Below are 15,255 nucleotides of genomic sequence, written 5' to 3' on the forward strand. Positions count from 1 at the left end.
TTAGAGAATACCGTTTCGACGAAGCCCGATCGCTCCGCGCGGTCGTTGTCCGGAAGCGCGGCGGCGCTGAGCTCTGTTCGAACCTCGCCGCCTTGAAGCCTCCGACGGGCGGGCTGGAGCAACGATCTCCAGTCCCGGACCGCGAGCGTCTCACCGCCCGCCTGCTGCTCAACCGGCCCCCATCCAACGCTGTATCCGTGTTCCGAGCCCAGCCGGCACCAGATGGATGGGGTTTGATCCTTTCGGACCGCCGAAGGAGCTTCCCGCTCGATCGCCCCCCGCCGCCGCATCGGTCGCTGGCCATGCGCCCTTTCCCGCGTCGAGGTGGGTAAAGGATACGGGCGGTCTGGAGGGTGAGGACCAAATCGGGTCGAGAAAGTTCAGGGCGTTGAAAACGCTGAACTTCATCCGCTATCCGCCGAGCATAAGTCGCCCACTCGGAACCCTCTCCCATAGGGAGAGGGTAGGGTGAGGGGTTACGACGCCAACCGGCGCGCCGGCAGGGCGGTCGCAGCCAAACCTGTCAGGATGTAACCCCTCACCCTCCCGCGCCTTCGGCGCGGGCCCCTCCTCTCCCTCTGGGAGAGGGGGTATCGCTCTGTCGGCCGTCCGACGGACGCGGGGCGCGGAACCTGCCTAGCCTGGGCTCGGATCAGGAGCGCGCCGAGGGGCTGGCGACTTGGGGCAGACCTACACCTTCGTGGCCTTGACGGCGGACGGCCGCTCGCCGTTCCTCGACGTCCGCGTCTTCGAGAACGGCGAGGACCCGGCGGTCCATGCGCGCGAACTGCTGGCCGAGCACCGCAGCTGCGCGCGGATCGAGGTCTGGGACGGCGTCGTCCGCCTGTTCGAGGTGGGGCGCGACCCCGCCTGAGGCCTATTTCTTGCCGTCGACCACGTGGGTGGTCGGACGGTCGTCGCCGGCCGACAGCTCGTCGCGCCAGCGGCCGCGCTCATCCTCGTAGGAGATGCCGGTGTCCTCGCCCGCGATCCGCTGCTCGCCGGCCGCGCGCTGGGCCGCGTGCAGGGCCGCGTCGTGGGTCTTGAAGGTCTCGGAGAACACGTCGCCCACCTTGTAGGCCCAGCCGCCGTCGTGCTCGACGATGAGGTAGGTGATGTCGGTCATGGGACGGCTCCGTTGAAAGGCTCGTTTTTGAAACTGCGCCTCGATGGCCACGGTTCCAAGCGGGAAGTCTTGAATGGAGCGGCTGTGATCCTTCTCCCGCACGCCCTCACGCGCTCGTCATCCCGGGCCTTGTGCCCGGGAACCCTGGTTCAGCTCGCATGTGGAGCGCATTGGCGCGCCGCACCTGCGGCGGACAGAGGGGTCCCGGACACAAGGCCCGGGATGACGGCCTTAGCTGTTGGCGCTGAGATCCAGCCCTAAGCCACCTTCACCCGCGCCGCGCTCTCGGGCAGGTCGGTCCCGAACGCGCGCTGGAAGAACTCCGCCACGGTCGGCCGCTCCAGCTCGTCGCACTTGTTCAGGAAGGTCAGGCGGAAGGCCAGGCCGATGTCCTTGTCGAAGATCTCGGCGTTCTGGGCCCAGGTGATCACCGTGCGCGGGCTCATGACGGTCGAGATGTCACCGTTCATGAAGGCGTTGCGGGTCATGTCGGCCACGCGGACCATGGCGGCGATCGCGCGCTTGCCGTCCGGCGTGTCGTAGGACGGGTTCTTGGCCAGGACGATGCCGGCCTCGACGTCGTGGTCGAGGTAGTTCAGCGTGGTGACGATCGACCAGCGGTCCATCTGGCCTTGGTTGATCTGCTGGGTGCCGTGATAGAGGCCCGTGGTGTCGCCCAGACCGATGGTGTTGGTCGTCGAGAACAGGCGGAAGTACGGGTTGGCGCGGATGACGCGGTTCTGGTCCAGCAGGGTCAGCTTGCCGCCGGCCTCCAGCACGCGCTGGATGACGAACATCACGTCCGGGCGGCCGGCGTCGTATTCGTCGAACACCAGGGCGATCGGGCGCTGCAGGGCCCACGGAAGAATGCCTTCGCGGAATTCGGTGACCTGCTTGCCGTCCTTCAGGACGATGGCGTCCTTGCCGACCAGGTCGATCCGCGACACGTGGCTGTCGAGGTTCACCCGCACCAGCGGCCAGTTCAGCCGGGCGGCGATCTGCTCGATGTGCGTCGACTTGCCGGTGCCGTGATAGCCCTGGACCATCACCCGGCGGTCGTTGGCGAAACCGGCGCAGATGGCCTTGGTCGTCTGCGGGTCGAACCGGTAGGCGGTGTCGATGTCCGGGACGTGGCTGTCCTTGTGGCTGAAGGCGGGCACCTTCATGTCGCTGTCGACGCCGAACGCGTCGCGGAGCGTCACCCACTTGTCGGGGGCCAGGGTGATCAGGGGATCGGCGGCGTGGCTGTCGGTCAGGTCGGGCATGATGCTTTTCGCTTACCGCTTTGACGTGGGGGGAGGGAAGGGCGAAGGCCAGTCCTGCATGGAAAAAACACCGCGCGAACGCAAACGCCCCGGACGGTTGGACCGTCCGGGGCGCTCGCTACAGGTCTTGGAAGGCTCTTCGGGAAGGGCCTAGTTGTTGGCGATGATCACCGAAGCGATCAGGCCGGTGGCGATGGCCGCCAGGACGTACTGGTCGTTCACGCGCTGCCAGCGATAGCCGCGGGGCGGGGCGCGCAGGCCGTGGCGGCGATAGTCGCTCACATAGTAGCCGTTGCCGCGATAGCGGGCGTCCAGGCGTTGGCCGCGCTGCCAGCGACGGTAGTCGCGGCGCTCGTCGCGGCGGTCGTAGCGATGGTCGCGGCGATCGTCGTGACGGTCGTAGCGGCTGTCGTGACGCTGGTCGTAGCGATGGTCGTCGTAACGTTGGCCCGCGGCCATGGCCGTCCCCGACAGGGCGGTCCCGGCCAGCAGGGTGGCGGCCAGGGTGGTGATGATCAGACGCTTCATAACGAGGTCCTTTCCTGTTGCGTGGCAGTCCGACACTGCCGAACCTCTTCGATAGTCCGACACTAGCGAGAGTGGTTTGGACCGGGGATGAACGGCGCTGGTCAGGAATGGTTCATCATGTTTCGAGGGCGAAACATTTCGATGATCGCCTAGAATACTGGAGGGCGCGAAATCCAGTTTTGTGCGTTCACTTGCACATGATGCGTTTTCCAGCCTTTCGACCTCGCCGGGATTTGCCGCGACTGCTCGCGGCGGCGCGTGGCGAGCTCGGCGCCGTGGCCGCCCTGCTGGTGCTGGCGGGCGGCGCCCTGGCCTTCCTGGACCTGTCCGAGGACGTGGCCGAGGGCGACACCGCCGCCTTCGACCTGGCCGTGCTCAAGGCCCTGCGGCTGCCGGGCGATCCCAACAGCCTGGTCGGGCCCAAATGGCTGCACGTGGCCGCCGCCGACGTGACCGCCCTGGGCTCGATCACCGTGCTGACCCTGGTCGTGACCCTGGCCCTGGCCCTGATGCTCAGCCTCAGGCGCTGGAGCGAGGCCCTGGTGGTGCTGGTCGGGGCCGGCGGCGGGGTGGCGATCAGCCAGGGCCTCAAGCAGCTGTTCGGGCGCGAGCGGCCGGACATTGTCTATCGCGCGGTCGAGGCGGCCAATCCCAGCTTCCCCTCCGGCCACGCCATGCTGTCGGCCGTGGTGTTCCTGACCCTGGGCGCCCTGGCGGCGCGGTTCGCCACCCTCAAGCGGGTCAAGGCCCTGGCCCTGGGCGCGGCGGTGCTGCTGAGCCTGCTGGTCGGGGCGTCGCGGATCTATCTGGGCGTCCACTGGACCAGCGACGTCCTGGCCGGCTGGAGCCTGGGCGCGGCCTGGGCCATGGCCTGCTGGGTGGCGGCGTGGTGGTGGGAACGCAGGACGGGGCGGCGGCTCGACCCGGGTCGCGAAGGTCGATAGTCTCCCTGGGGTTGCGAGGGGGCGGGTGATGCGGAAAGCGGGTTTCGCGGGCGGTGTCGTCATGGTCGTCGCCGCGACCCTGGCGGCCTGCGAGGCGCCCGACGCGCCGGCGCCGGTCCCGGCTCGCCCGGCCCCAACGGCCGCGATCGACCCCAACGCCATGACCCCCGCCGAGATCGAGGCCGACCGCCAGCAGAATCTCGCCTTCGAGCGCGACCAGGAGACGGCGCCGTTTTCCCGCTGGCCGGGCGTCGCGCGGCGGCAGGGCGACGTCCTGGTCGTCCATGTCGGCGGCCGCGACGTCGCCAGCTTCACCGACACCGGCTATTGCGACGGCTTCGACCAGTGCGCCCGCTGGCGCTTCCGGGGCGTCTGGCGCCTGGGCGGGCGCGACTATCCGTGGCTGACCTTCTTCCACGGCGAGGGCGAGGAGATGGCCTATCTGGTCGACGCCGCCGGCGGACTGGTCAGCGCCTTGGGCGACCCCTCGGCCTCTCCGGACGGCCGCTGGCTGGTGATCGCCAATGAGGATCCGGACAGCGGCGGCGGCGTGAGCGTCTTCGAAGCCGGCCCGCGCGGCCTGCGGCTGGCGGCGGCCAGCGACATCGCCGCCTGCCGGGCGGGGGCGTGGAAGGACAACGGACGGCTGGCCGTGACCTGCGCCGAGTCCGACCCGGCGAAGGGCGAGCGGCTGGTGGCGGCCGACCTGGTCGCGGGCGAGGTCGGGTGGCGGATCGAGCCTCGCGCCGAGCTGGACGCCAAGACGCGCCAGCCCCTGGCCCGGCCGAGCCGGCCTCTGGTCGGCCTCGACGTGCCGCTGATCCTGAACGAGCACCCCGCCGACGTCGCCTACGAGGTCGAGAAGGGCTACCGGCTGCTTTGAGCGGAGAAGGCCGCTACTTCGCCAGCCCGGACTTCTGCAGGGTCTTGTAGGCCTTGATCACCCGCTGGAGCTTGTGCTCGGCGCTGCGGTCGCCGCCGTTCATGTCCGGGTGGCAGCGCTTGAGCAGGTCCTTGTAGCGGGCGCGGATCGCCGCGCCGTCGGCGCCGGCCTCCAGGTCGAGGTCGGCCAGGGCCTGGCGTTCCAGCTTGCCCAGCTGGCGGCCGGCGGCGGCCGATTCGGCCTTGCGCTGCTGGGCGCGGAACAGGCCGAACGGATCGTTCAGGTGACGGGCGTCGCGGGCGGCGGCGGCGGCGGCCTCGCGCGAGCGCGAGTCGGCCTTCATCGACCAGGTCGGCCGGCCGCCGGTCATCTTCTCCTGCTCCTGCTGGGCGCGGATCTGGCCCTCGCTCATGCCGGCGTAGAAGTTCCAGTTCTTGTTGTACTCGGCCGCGTGGCGCTGGCAGAAATTGTAGTAGACCCCCGGCAGGTCGCGCGACTTGGGCGCCTTGGCCGTGGCGGCCGAGCGGCATTCGGGGTGATCGCAGCGCACTTCGCCCGGTTTCAGGGCGTAGACGTCGTTCTCCCGCGCCGCTTCCTCCGGCGATTTCGGGGGGCGGACACGGATGTCGAAAAACTTGGGGCGATATTCGAAGTCGGCGCTCATGGCGCTTAGAGTAAGCCGCAGCTATTTGCGTTCAAGGATTGACAAGCAAGGAAGCCGCCATGGGCGCCGTCGCAGACACCATCGCCGCCAAACTGAACCGCGCGTTTTCGCCGACGAGGCTGGAGGTCGTCGACGACAGCCACCGCCATCAGGGCCATGCCGGACATCGCGAGGGCGGGGAGAGCCACTTCAACCTGCTGATCGAGGCCGAGGCCTTTGCGGGCAAGGCCCGCGTGCAGCGCCAGCGCCTGATCTTCCAGGCCCTGGCCGAGGAGATGGCGGGCCCCGTGCACGCCCTGTCGATCGTCGCCAAGGCGCCGGGCGAAGCTTGACCCTTTGGCGTGAAAACGGGCTTGCCAGGGCGGCCCGCGACTGATTGCCTCTGCGCCCGGCGCGATCCCGCAAAGACGCGGTTTCCGCCGGCGACGAGGCCGGCATGAGCGCAACCGACACCACCACCCCGATCCCCATCTTCCTGGACGAGGACAGCGAGGCCGCCCTGGCCGCCGCCCTGCCGGCCCTGCTGGCGCGGTCCTACGCCCGCTATTCGAACTTCACGGTCGCCGCCGCGGTGATTGACGCCGACGGTCGCGCCCACCTGGGGGTCAATGTCGAGAACGCCGCCTATCCGTCGGGCACCTGCGCCGAGCAGACGGCGATCGGGGCGATGGTCACGGCGGGCGGGCGCAAGATCGCCAAGGTGCTGATCGCCGCCGGCTCCGACGCCGTGGTCCAGCCCTGCGGCGCCTGCCGCCAGCGCATCGCCGAATTCGCCGCCGACACCTGCGAGATCGTCTCGGTCCAGGGCGGCAAGGCCACGCGCCGCACGCCGTTCTGGAGCCTGCTGCCCGACTCGTTCGGCCCCAGGGACCTGGATTGAGGAATCTGGACTAGCGGCAACGAAAAAGGGCGGCCCGCAGGCCGCCCTTCCCGAGGTTCCGGAAACCGGTCAGAGGCCGCCGGGGCCGCAGTCGGTCTTCAGGTAGTTCTCGATCTCGGTCAGCTGGGTCTCCAGCATGGCCGGGGTCATGAAGTTGTACTGGTGACCCATGTCCTTGATCTCAAGGTACTTGTAGGTCTTGCCGGCCGCTTTCAGCGCGCCGACGAAGCGGCGGGATTCCTCGACCTCGACCGTCTGGTCGCGATCGCCGTGATAGATGAAGATCGGGATCGAGACGTTCTTGGCGTTGGGCATCGGGTCCATGCCGTCGATGGTCGGGCGCTGGTATTCCCGCAGGAAGCGGTCGTTGAAGGTCTCGCCCTGGAAGCGCTTGATCTCGGCCACGCCCGCCCCGGCCACCGAGCACTGGTAGAGGCCGTTGGGACGGATGGCGGCGGCGTAGGCCGCGTAGCCGCCGTAGGAGTAGCCGAACAGGGCGATGCGGTCGGGCGCGGCCAGCTTCTGGTCGATCAGGTACTTGGCCGCGTCGTCGTTGTCGTCCTGCATGGTCTTGCCCCACTGGGCGTCGCCGGCCCGGGCCAGCTTGGAGCCCCAGCCTTCCGACCCGCGGAACTGGGGCTGGATCACCACATAGCCCCGGGCGGTGAAGTACTTGGTCCAGCCCGAGACGTCCCAGTCCAGATGGTCGCGGGCCGAGGGGCCGCCGTGCGGCAGGACGATGGCGGGGTAGGGGCCCTCGCCGTAGACGTCCTTGGGCGGGGTGTGCAGGAAGGCCGGGATCATCAGGCCGTCGCGGGCCTTGTATTCCACCAGCCGAGACTCGCCCAGCTTGGCGGCGGCCAGCTGCGGGCGCGACTTGCCCAGCAGGGTCAGCTTGGTCCCGTCGGTCAGCAGGTAGTATTCCGGCGGCAGGTTCGGGCCCGACTTGCGGATCAGGACGTACTTCTTGTCCTTGGACCAGTCGGCGATCTCGGCGCCCGCGCCGTCGGGATAGCTGAACTTGGCGGTGGGCGCGCCGCCGGGATCGGTCCAGGCCAGGCTGACGGTCTTGACCCCGAGAGCGGACGGCAGGTTCTTGGCGACGCCCGCCAGGGTGGGGTCGACCCAGTAGTTGCGAGCGGTCTCGGCCTCGTAGTCGAAGCCCAGCAGCTTGCCGTCGTCGTCGAGGATCGGACCGCCCGCGTCGAACAGTTTGATCTCGAAGGCCGGCTCCGTGATCTTCTTCTGCGCGATGTCGTACTCGTAGATACCGGTCTTGTCGGCGTCGCCCTGGCGGACGTTGACATAGATGATGTTGGGGTCGTCGCTGAAGCCGACCACGGTCATCAGGTTGCGGTCCTTGGCGTAGGAGCGCCAGTGCTCCACCCATTCGCCGGTCTTCGGATCGCGGATCTGTTGGCCGATATAGACCTTGCCGGCGTCGAAATCGACCTTCTGGCGGGCGCGCAGCTCGCCCTTGTGGTCGGCCTGCAGGCCGCCGAAGTGGTCGGAGCCCCGGGTCACCCGGTCGGCCGAGCCGTCGTACAGGTCGACCTTGTAGACGTCGCCCGAGCCGGTGAAGTTGGTGTTCAGCACCAGGATGTGGCGCGGATCGTTGGGCATCCGGCTCAGGATCGAGGGGTTGCTGACGGCCTGGGCGAACTGCTCGTCCTCGGTCTTGCCCCGGTTCTCGGGCAGGGCCGGCTTCCAGTCCGAGCCCTTCAGGTCGGTGATGTAGAGCTTCTGCAGGTGGGTCTTGGTCGCGCCGTAGGTCCAGGTCTGCTGGGCCAGGACCGCCAGGCGGTCGTTCTTGACGAAGTTCATCCCCATCAGCTGCATCTTGGCCGAGCCCAGGATGGTCGGGGCCTTGTCGGGATTGGCGGTCTCCCAGATGGCGATGACCTTGTTCTCGCCGTCCTGCGAGACCAGGCCGGCGATGTGCTGGCCGTCCGGCGAGATGCTGACGTTGTCGATCTGGGCGTAGCGGGCGAAGTCCTTGGCGACCGGCGGCGCGGCCGGCGCCTGGGCCTGAACCGCCAAGGGCGCCGTCGCCAGACAGAATGCGGCGCCGACGAGCAATCCTAAATTGTATGAACGCATGTTGCTGCCCAAAGTCCTCGGATTGGAAAAAGATTCCGTTTTGTAAGCGTGGTCTTACTTCGCGTCGGTCCCTTCCCCGACACGCGCGGCGACCGACGAAACACCCCCGCCTAGGGTAATCTATCCAGATTGCATCGGTCTCCAACCCACCGTTTGCCGGTGGAACGCCGCACAATGCGGCGCCGTGTCGCATTCGTGGCGGCACTGTGACCAGATTGTAACGCTGTTCGGCCGAAGTTTGCTCACGCGCTTCTTATCGTTGAGCGACGCAGTGAAGGTGAATAGCGTTCTCCGCAATCGGGGGTGACGCAATTTTTTTGTCGTGTCCCCGACATGCTAAAAATTGAGGGGTCCATATGCTTGATCGCAAGTCACTGCTCACAAGTTCAATCTTGGCGGGTGTCATCGCTCTGTCGGCCGCGCCGACAGCCTTCGCCCAGACGTCGAGCTCGTCGACCGCCTCCTCGGACAGCGAAGTCGAAGCCCTGGTCGTCACCGGTTCGCGCATCAAGCGGAACGAATACACCAGCGCTTCGCCGATCCAGGTGATCACTTCGGAGCAATCCACCCTGCAAGGCCTGGCCGACACCGGGGACATCCTGCAGAAGTCGTCGGCCGCCAGCGGTTCGTTCCAGTCGAACAACCTGCTGACCGGCTATGTGATCACCGGCGGTGAGAACATCAGCAGCATCTCGCTGCGCGGCCTGGGCGCCAACCGCACCCTGGTCCTGCTGAACGGCCGCCGCCTGGCGCCGGCCGGCCAGGGCGGCACCGTCGGCCCGGTCGACCTGAACGTCCTGCCGTCGTCGATCATCGACCGCACCGAAATCCTGAAGGACGGCGCCTCGTCGATCTACGGCTCCGACGCCGTGGCCGGCGTCGTCAACATCATGACCAAGAAGGACTTCGACGGCGTCGAGCTGAACGTCTACGGCTCGGTCCCGGCCCGCGGCGAAGGCGAGACCTATCGGATCTCGGGCACCGCCGGGAAGGTGTTCGACAAGGGCTACATCAACCTGACCGCCGACTACAACGAGCAGAAGGCGCTGAAGGTCAAGGACCGCAAATACACCTCCTGCGCCGAAGACTACCGCTTCGACGCCGTGACCGGCGAGCGCGTCGACTTCATCGATCCGGCGACCGGCCACTACAAGTGCTACAACGCGGTCAACAACGCCTGGCAGGCGGCCGACGTCTACGGCGGCATCTTCCAGTACGACCCGACCCTGTCCAAGGCCCCTCCCGGCGGCTATCCGGCGGCGGGCCTGACCACGCGCGGCTTCCTGCCCGACTGGGTGCGCGCCGCCCGCGCCGGCCAGCCGGCCACCTATCCGTACGCCAACTACGACAACGCGGCCTACCAGAACTCGGACGCGATCTCGCCGGTCAAGCGCGGCACGATCTACCTGACCGGCAGCTATGACATCACGCCGAACGTCGAGGCCTACACCGAAGTGCTGCTGAACCGCCGCAAGTCGTCGGGCACCAGCATCATGTACCTGTTCGAGACCGTGTCGGGCGACAACCCCAACAACTCGGTCGCCGCGGGCCTGCAGGCCGGCGGCGCGTCGGGCGACGCGATCCCGCTGATCCTGCTGCCGCACTTCCAGCGCGAGACGATCGACTACGGTCGTGTCGTCGGCGGCCTGCGCGGCACGATCAACGGCGCCGGCTTCCTGAACAACTGGGACTGGGACGTCTACGGCCAGTACGGCAAGTCCGACGCCAAATACACCAGCGACTTCATCTACGCCGACCGCGTCTACGCCACCACCGGCGGCAGCGGCCTGGGCTGCGACCCGTCCGAGATCACGATCTCCGGCGGCTCGTGCATGAACATCGACTACTTCAATCCGAACGTGCTGGCCGGCAACCTCACCCCGGCCCAGAAGGCCTTCCTGATCGGTCAGGAAACCGGCACGACCAAGTACACCCAGTACTCGTTCGAAGGCTCGATCAGCGGTGACCTGTTCACCCTGCCGGCCGGCCCGGTCGGCGCGGCGTTCGGCGCCACCTACCGCAAGGACAAGCTGGACGACACCCCCGGCTTCAATGCCCAGAACGCCAACTACTGGGGCTACAGCACCGCGGGCCGCACGGCCGGCAGCGACGACGTGAAGGAAATCTACGGCGAACTGGCCATCCCGATCTTCAAGGACCTGCCGGCGATCGAGAAGCTGGATCTGAGCCTGTCGGGCCGCTACACCGACTACAAGAGCTACGGTTCGGACGAGACCTACAAGGTCGGCCTGAACTGGCAGCTGTCGTCGGCCTTCCGCATCCGCTCGTCGTACGGCACCTCGTTCCGCGCCCCGGCGCTGTACGAACTGTACCTGGCCGACCAGACCTCGTTCTTCAACGGCGTCGACCCATGCCGTCGCTGGGGTGAATCGACCAACACCCGCCTGCAACAGAACTGCGCGGCCGCCGGCATCCCCGACGACTACGTGGAATCCTCGACCCCGCTGGTCAGCACCGGCGGCGGCGTGGGCCGCCTGAAGGCCGAAACCTCCAAGGCCGCGACCTTCGGCGTGATCTGGACCCCCAGCTTCATGGACCTGAGCCTGGCGCTGGACTACTTCGACATCGAGGTGAACAACGAAGTCGCCAACTTCGGGGCCGGCAACATCCTCAACGCCTGCTACGGCGGCAACAACTACCCGAACGACTTCTGCTCGCTGTTCAATCGTGACCCGGTCAGCCACGACGTCACGATCATCAACGACAACTACCTGAACGTCGCCAGCCAGAAGAACCGCGGCCTGGACTTCAACTCGCGCTACCAGCACGAGTTCACCGCCGGCAAGCTGACCATCGACGGTCAGTTCACCTGGCAGTTCGAGGACGTCACCAACCTGCTGGAAGGCGGCGAGCCGGACGACCACAACGGCGAAACCACCGAGCCGGACTTCACCGGCGTGATCAACACCCGGTTCGACCACAACGACTGGACGGTCAACTGGGCGGTCGACATGTACGGCAAGGCCTCGGACACCGAGCTGATCGACGGTGGCGACATCCACTCCAGCACCCGGTACAACAAGAACCTGTACTCCAAGCAGTACACCGAGTTCACGGCGTACCACTCGCTGACCGTGCGCAAGAAGTTCGACAACCTGTCGGTCCAACTGGGCGTGCTGAACGTCTTCGACGAACTGCCCCCGGCCCAGTCGGCCGGCCAGTTCCGGATCGGCGTCTCGGCGCTGAACGCCTACGACCTGCGCGGTCGCCGGTTCGTGTTCGAGATCAACAAGCGCTGGTAGTTCCGCCAGCCCCGCCGCCGACCCTTTCGGGGCCGGCGGCGTCGGCGGGAACCCGGACGCAAGACAAAAGGAAAGAGCGGCGGGAGCTTCCCGCCGCTCTTTTTCTTTGCCGGATCGGCGCGCGTTGGCGCGGCCGTCAGGCCACCTGGGCGGCCAGGCTCTCCAGCACCTTGCGCAGGTCGGCTTCGCGGAACGGCTTCTGCAGCACGGTCGCGCCCTTGTGGCCTTCCGACAGGCCGGCCTCGCCGTAGCCGCTGGCGAAGGCGAACGGCACGCCGCGTTCCTTCAGGGCGTCGGCGACCGGGAAGATCGGGCGTCCGCCCAGATTGACGTCCAGCAGGGCCGCGTCGATGTCGGCGGAACCGGCCAGGCGCAGGGCCTCCTCCAGCTCGGCGGCCGGACCGACCACGACGCAACCCAGGTCGCTGAGCATGTCCTCCACCAACATGGAGACCAAGGCTTCGTCTTCGACCACCAGGACCTTGAGGGCGGCGAGGGTCTTCATTGTTCAGGGCTCCAAAGCACGGATCGGCAACCTCATGGTGCAGGCTAGGCCGAGGCTATCATAGGCTAGGCTGACCTGTGCGGACAGTTCGCCCGCCAGGCCCTTTTCGAGAAGTCGCGCGCCGAAGCCTTGGCGCGTCGGCGCGACCACCGGCGGGCCGCCCCGCTCGGTCCAGGTCAGGCGCAGGGCCGGGCTTTCGTCGGTTTCGCCCGACTCCACCGCCCAGACCACCCGCACCTCGCCCCCAGGGACCGAGAGGGCCCCGTATTTCAGGGCGTTGGTCGCCAGTTCGTGCACGGCCATGCCCAGGGCCACCGTGGCCTTGGGGCTCAGCTGCAGGTCGCGGTCGTAGTCGAAGCCGATGCGGTCGCGGGCCGCGAAGGCCTCGAGCTCGAAATCGAAGATCTCGCGCAGGCTGGCGCCTTCCCAGTTCTGCTGGGTCAGGAGGTCGTGGGTGTGCGACAGGGCCATGATCCGGCCCTCGAAGGCGTCGCGGAAGGCCTCGGGCGTCTCGGTGGTGCGCAGGGTCTGGCTGGCGATCGACTGCACCGAGACCAGGGTGTTCTTCACCCGGTGGTTCAGCTCGTTGACCAGCAGCTTCTGGCGCTCCTCGGCGCGCTTGCGCTCGGTGACGTCCAGCGACACGCCGGCCATGCGCCGGGCGCCGCCGTGGTCGGCGGTCTGGGCGGCGCGGCCGCGGGCGTGCACCCAGCGGGTCTCGCCGACCGGCGCGCGCACCCGGTACTCGATGTCGTATTCGGCGCCGTGCCGGATGGCGTCCTCGATGGCGGCGGTCATCCGGTCGCGGTCGCCCGGATGCACCGAGGCGACCAGGTCGTCGAAGGTGAAGTCCTCGTCGGGGCGGCGGCCGTAATTGGCCTTGCAGATGTCCGAGGCCAGGTAGGCGCGGGTCTCGACATCCAGCTCCCACGAGCCCAGGCGGCCGGAATCCAGGGCGAACTTCAGGCGCTCCTCGGCGTCGCGGCGCTGGGCCAGCTCGGCGTGGGCGGCCTCGCGGGCGCGCACCGACTCGATGGCCACCGCCGCCTGGGCGGCCAGGCCGACCATCAGGCTCTCGGCCCGCGCGCCGAAGCGGCCGACCTGGGGATGGCCGAAGAACAGACCGCCCAGCACGGCGCCCTCGCGGGTGATCACCGGCACGGCCAGATAGCTGCGCACCGGCAGGTGGCCCTCGGGCATGCCCCTGCGCGGGGCGTTGCGGCCGTAGCGGGGGTCCTGGGTGATGTCGTCCGACCGCACCACGCCCTCGCCCTTGAAGGTGGGGGCGAAGACAGCGGTGTTGCGCGGCATCGGGAAGCCTTCGAACGCCGAGCGCGGTGCGCCCGACAGGCTGTAGAGGGTGTAGCTTTCGCCGTCCGGGGCGACGATGTTGTAGAAGAACGCCCCGAACTGGGCGCCCGTCAGCTCGACGCCGCCGTCGACCACCGTCTGGACCAGGGTCTCGGCGTCATGGCCGGCCCCGATGGCCTCGGCGATGCGGTTGAGGGCCCGCGAGCGGCGCACCTCCTCGGCCAGGGCCTCCTCGGCGGCGCCCAGGCGCGCCAGAAGGTCCTCGACCTCGTCCCCTTCGGCGCGGCTCATCGCCCTGACCAAGCCCTTGATCCCCCCTGCCGCCATCCGCGGGCGTGCTCACAAACGCGCCGTTATGGTGATGGTTCCAAGCCCACGTCATCCTGCGCCCTGCGGTTGAGGCTTGGAAGCGTCTTCGTTGTGAAATCCGAGAAAATCAAGCGGTTGCGTCGGGTCCCCGACGCAGTCCCTGGGGTGCGGGGCCTAACGCGCCCCCTCGTCCAGGCGGCCGCTGATCCGCAGGCCGGTGACCTGGTTGCGCTGACGGCGCAGCACCTGGAAACGGTGGTGATGGAAGATGAAGATCTGGCCCGGCTCGGGAATGGTCTGGGCCTCGTGGATCACAAGGCCGGCGATGGTCACCGCATCGCCTTCCGGCAGGCGCCAGTCCATGGCCCGGTTCAGGTCGCGCACGGTGACGTGGCCGTCGACATGGACCGAGCCGTCGGGCTGGGGCCGCAGGCCCTCGACCTTGGTGTCGTGCTCGTCCTCGATCTCGCCGACGATCTCCTCGAGGATGTCCTCCAGGGTCACCAGGCCCTGCAGGGCGCCGTATTCGTCGACCACCAGGGCGAAGTGGCTGCGCCGCTTGAGGAAGGCGTTCAGCTGGTCCTTCAGGTTGGTGGTGTCGGGGATGAACCACGGCTCGCGCTGGATGGCCGCCACGTCGATGTCGTCGATCGCCCCGTTGGCCGCGGCCAGGGCCCGCAGCAGGTCGCGGGCGTGCAGCACGCCGACGATGTTGTCGGGGTTCTCGCGATACAGCGGGATGCGGGTGTGCTGGGCCTCCAGGGCCTCGGCCACCAGCTCGCGGATCGGCAGGTCGGCGTCGATCAGGGTGATCGACTTGCGGTGGACCATGATCTCCGAGACGTCCATGTCCGACAGGTCCAGCACCCCGCCCAGCATCCGCCGGTCGCCGCTCTCCACGCCGCCTTCGGAGTGGTGGTACTCGACCGCGCCGCGGATCTCCTCGTGGGCGGCCAGCACGTCGACCGCCATGTCCAGCTTGACGCCGAACAGCCTCAGGGTGCGCCGCACGATCCACTGGATGGCGTAGATGATCGGGCCGAACAGGCGGACCACCAGCAGGGTGGGGGCCGACAGGAAGCGGGCCACGTCGTCGGACTTCAGGATCGCCAGGGTCTTGGGCAGCACCTCGGCGAACACCAGGACCAGCACGGTCATCGCCCCGGTCGCCGCCGCCACGCCCCACGGACCGGGGATGGCGGCCGTCAGCACCTGGGTGGTCAGGGCCGAGGCCAGGATGTTGATCAGGTTGTTGCCCAGCAGCACCGCCCCGATCATCGTCTCCTGGTCGGCCAGCAGGGTGTTGACCCGCTTGGCCGGCCGGTCGCCCTCGCGCTCCAGCTGGTGCATGCGGGCCCGCGAGGCGGCGGTCAGCGAGGTCTCGGCGGCCGAGAACAGCGCCGAGATGGCCAGCAGGACGATGATGATCGGCGCGAGGCCGAGGATGGCGGTCAGGATCATGGATCCTTCTTACGCC

The 15,255-nt window shown here is 68.1% G+C and carries 14 protein-coding genes; 6 read left to right on the top strand and 8 right to left on the bottom strand.

Going from position 1 to position 15,255, the window contains the following annotated elements:
* Nucleotides 1-679: 679 nt before the first annotated feature.
* The gene (locus tag BR39_RS0100745; protein ID WP_029907117.1) at nt 680-874 is read left to right on the top strand and encodes a hypothetical protein; all 195 of its coding nucleotides are present in this window, start codon (nt 680-682) and stop codon (nt 872-874) included.
* 3 nt (nt 875-877) lie between these two features.
* Here BR39_RS0100745 and BR39_RS0100750 read toward each other — a convergent pair whose 3' ends face one another.
* From BR39_RS0100750 to BR39_RS0100760, 3 genes are all read right to left on the bottom strand, one after another.
* Nucleotides 878-1,126: a DUF2188 domain-containing protein gene (locus BR39_RS0100750; RefSeq protein WP_029907118.1), complete on the bottom strand. Its 249-nt coding sequence runs from the start codon at nt 1,124-1,126 to the stop codon at nt 878-880.
* A 257-nt stretch (nt 1,127-1,383) separates the two neighbouring features.
* On the bottom strand, nt 1,384-2,391 hold the full coding sequence (gene cobS, locus BR39_RS0100755) for a cobaltochelatase subunit CobS (protein WP_029907119.1): 1,008 nt from the start codon (nt 2,389-2,391) through the stop codon (nt 1,384-1,386).
* Between the two features lie 150 nt (nt 2,392-2,541).
* Nucleotides 2,542-2,919 (bottom strand): RcnB family protein, encoded by a 378-nt coding sequence (locus tag BR39_RS0100760; RefSeq protein ID WP_029907120.1) that lies wholly within the window; start codon nt 2,917-2,919, stop codon nt 2,542-2,544.
* A 197-nt stretch (nt 2,920-3,116) separates the two neighbouring features.
* On the opposite strand from BR39_RS0100760, the gene BR39_RS0100765 reads away from it, so the two are divergent.
* Together BR39_RS0100765 and BR39_RS0100770 are read left to right on the top strand one after the other, a co-directional pair.
* Nucleotides 3,117-3,863 (top strand): phosphatase PAP2 family protein, encoded by a 747-nt coding sequence (locus BR39_RS0100765; protein WP_029907121.1) that lies wholly within the window; start codon nt 3,117-3,119, stop codon nt 3,861-3,863.
* A 28-nt stretch (nt 3,864-3,891) separates the two neighbouring features.
* A complete protein-coding gene (locus BR39_RS0100770) occupies nt 3,892-4,746 on the top strand; it encodes a hypothetical protein (protein ID WP_156035532.1) in 855 nt (284 codons plus the stop codon).
* Between the two features lie 13 nt (nt 4,747-4,759).
* Here BR39_RS0100770 and BR39_RS0100775 read toward each other — a convergent pair whose 3' ends face one another.
* Nucleotides 4,760-5,410, bottom strand: a complete 651-nt coding sequence (locus BR39_RS0100775; RefSeq protein WP_029907123.1) for a J domain-containing protein — start codon at nt 5,408-5,410, stop codon at nt 4,760-4,762.
* Nucleotides 5,411-5,469: 59 nt separating this feature from the next.
* On the opposite strand from BR39_RS0100775, the gene BR39_RS0100780 reads away from it, so the two are divergent.
* Together BR39_RS0100780 and cdd are read left to right on the top strand one after the other, a co-directional pair.
* Nucleotides 5,470-5,742: a BolA family transcriptional regulator gene (locus BR39_RS0100780; protein WP_029907124.1), complete on the top strand. Its 273-nt coding sequence runs from the start codon at nt 5,470-5,472 to the stop codon at nt 5,740-5,742.
* A gap of 104 nt (nt 5,743-5,846) precedes the next feature.
* A complete protein-coding gene (gene cdd, locus BR39_RS0100785) occupies nt 5,847-6,290 on the top strand; it encodes a cytidine deaminase (protein ID WP_029907125.1) in 444 nt (147 codons plus the stop codon).
* A 69-nt stretch (nt 6,291-6,359) separates the two neighbouring features.
* Here the strand turns inward: cdd and BR39_RS0100790 are convergent, their stop codons facing one another.
* Entirely contained in the window at nt 6,360-8,330 is a 1,971-nt protein-coding gene (locus BR39_RS0100790; RefSeq protein WP_051695025.1) for a S9 family peptidase, read from the bottom strand.
* Nucleotides 8,331-8,782: 452 nt separating this feature from the next.
* On the opposite strand from BR39_RS0100790, the gene BR39_RS0100795 reads away from it, so the two are divergent.
* Complete coding sequence (locus BR39_RS0100795) at nt 8,783-11,653, top strand: TonB-dependent receptor domain-containing protein (RefSeq protein WP_051695027.1); 2,871 nt, start codon at nt 8,783-8,785, stop codon at nt 11,651-11,653.
* Nucleotides 11,654-11,789: 136 nt separating this feature from the next.
* Here the strand turns inward: BR39_RS0100795 and BR39_RS0100800 are convergent, their stop codons facing one another.
* From BR39_RS0100800 to BR39_RS0100810, 3 genes are all read right to left on the bottom strand, one after another.
* Nucleotides 11,790-12,158, bottom strand: coding sequence for a response regulator (locus BR39_RS0100800; protein WP_029907128.1), 369 nt, complete (start codon nt 12,156-12,158; stop codon nt 11,790-11,792).
* A 3-nt stretch (nt 12,159-12,161) separates the two neighbouring features.
* Nucleotides 12,162-13,760: an HWE histidine kinase domain-containing protein gene (locus tag BR39_RS0100805; protein WP_029907129.1), complete on the bottom strand. Its 1,599-nt coding sequence runs from the start codon at nt 13,758-13,760 to the stop codon at nt 12,162-12,164.
* A gap of 192 nt (nt 13,761-13,952) precedes the next feature.
* Nucleotides 13,953-15,236, bottom strand: coding sequence for an HlyC/CorC family transporter (locus tag BR39_RS0100810; protein WP_156035541.1), 1,284 nt, complete (start codon nt 15,234-15,236; stop codon nt 13,953-13,955).
* Nucleotides 15,237-15,255: the final 19 nt, after the last annotated feature.

Source organism: Caulobacter sp. UNC358MFTsu5.1 (assembly GCF_000712075.1).
GTDB lineage: Bacteria > Pseudomonadota > Alphaproteobacteria > Caulobacterales > Caulobacteraceae > Caulobacter.

Excerpts from the sequence above, each read along its gene's own strand:
- BR39_RS0100750 (WP_029907118.1), bottom strand. The coding sequence starts at position 1,126 with ATGACCGACATCACCTACCTCATCGTCGAGCACGACGGCGGCTGGGCC.
- cobS (WP_029907119.1), bottom strand. The coding sequence starts at position 2,391 with ATGCCCGACCTGACCGACAGCCACGCCGCCGATCCCCTGATCACCCTG.
- BR39_RS0100760 (WP_029907120.1), bottom strand. The coding sequence starts at position 2,919 with ATGAAGCGTCTGATCATCACCACCCTGGCCGCCACCCTGCTGGCCGGG.
- BR39_RS0100765 (WP_029907121.1), top strand. The coding sequence starts at position 3,117 with ATGATGCGTTTTCCAGCCTTTCGACCTCGCCGGGATTTGCCGCGACTG.
- BR39_RS0100770 (WP_156035532.1), top strand. The coding sequence starts at position 3,892 with ATGCGGAAAGCGGGTTTCGCGGGCGGTGTCGTCATGGTCGTCGCCGCG.
- BR39_RS0100775 (WP_029907123.1), bottom strand. The coding sequence starts at position 5,410 with ATGAGCGCCGACTTCGAATATCGCCCCAAGTTTTTCGACATCCGTGTC.
- BR39_RS0100780 (WP_029907124.1), top strand. The coding sequence starts at position 5,470 with ATGGGCGCCGTCGCAGACACCATCGCCGCCAAACTGAACCGCGCGTTT.
- cdd (WP_029907125.1), top strand. The coding sequence starts at position 5,847 with ATGAGCGCAACCGACACCACCACCCCGATCCCCATCTTCCTGGACGAG.
- BR39_RS0100800 (WP_029907128.1), bottom strand. The coding sequence starts at position 12,158 with ATGAAGACCCTCGCCGCCCTCAAGGTCCTGGTGGTCGAAGACGAAGCC.
- BR39_RS0100805 (WP_029907129.1), bottom strand. The coding sequence starts at position 13,760 with ATGAGCCGCGCCGAAGGGGACGAGGTCGAGGACCTTCTGGCGCGCCTG.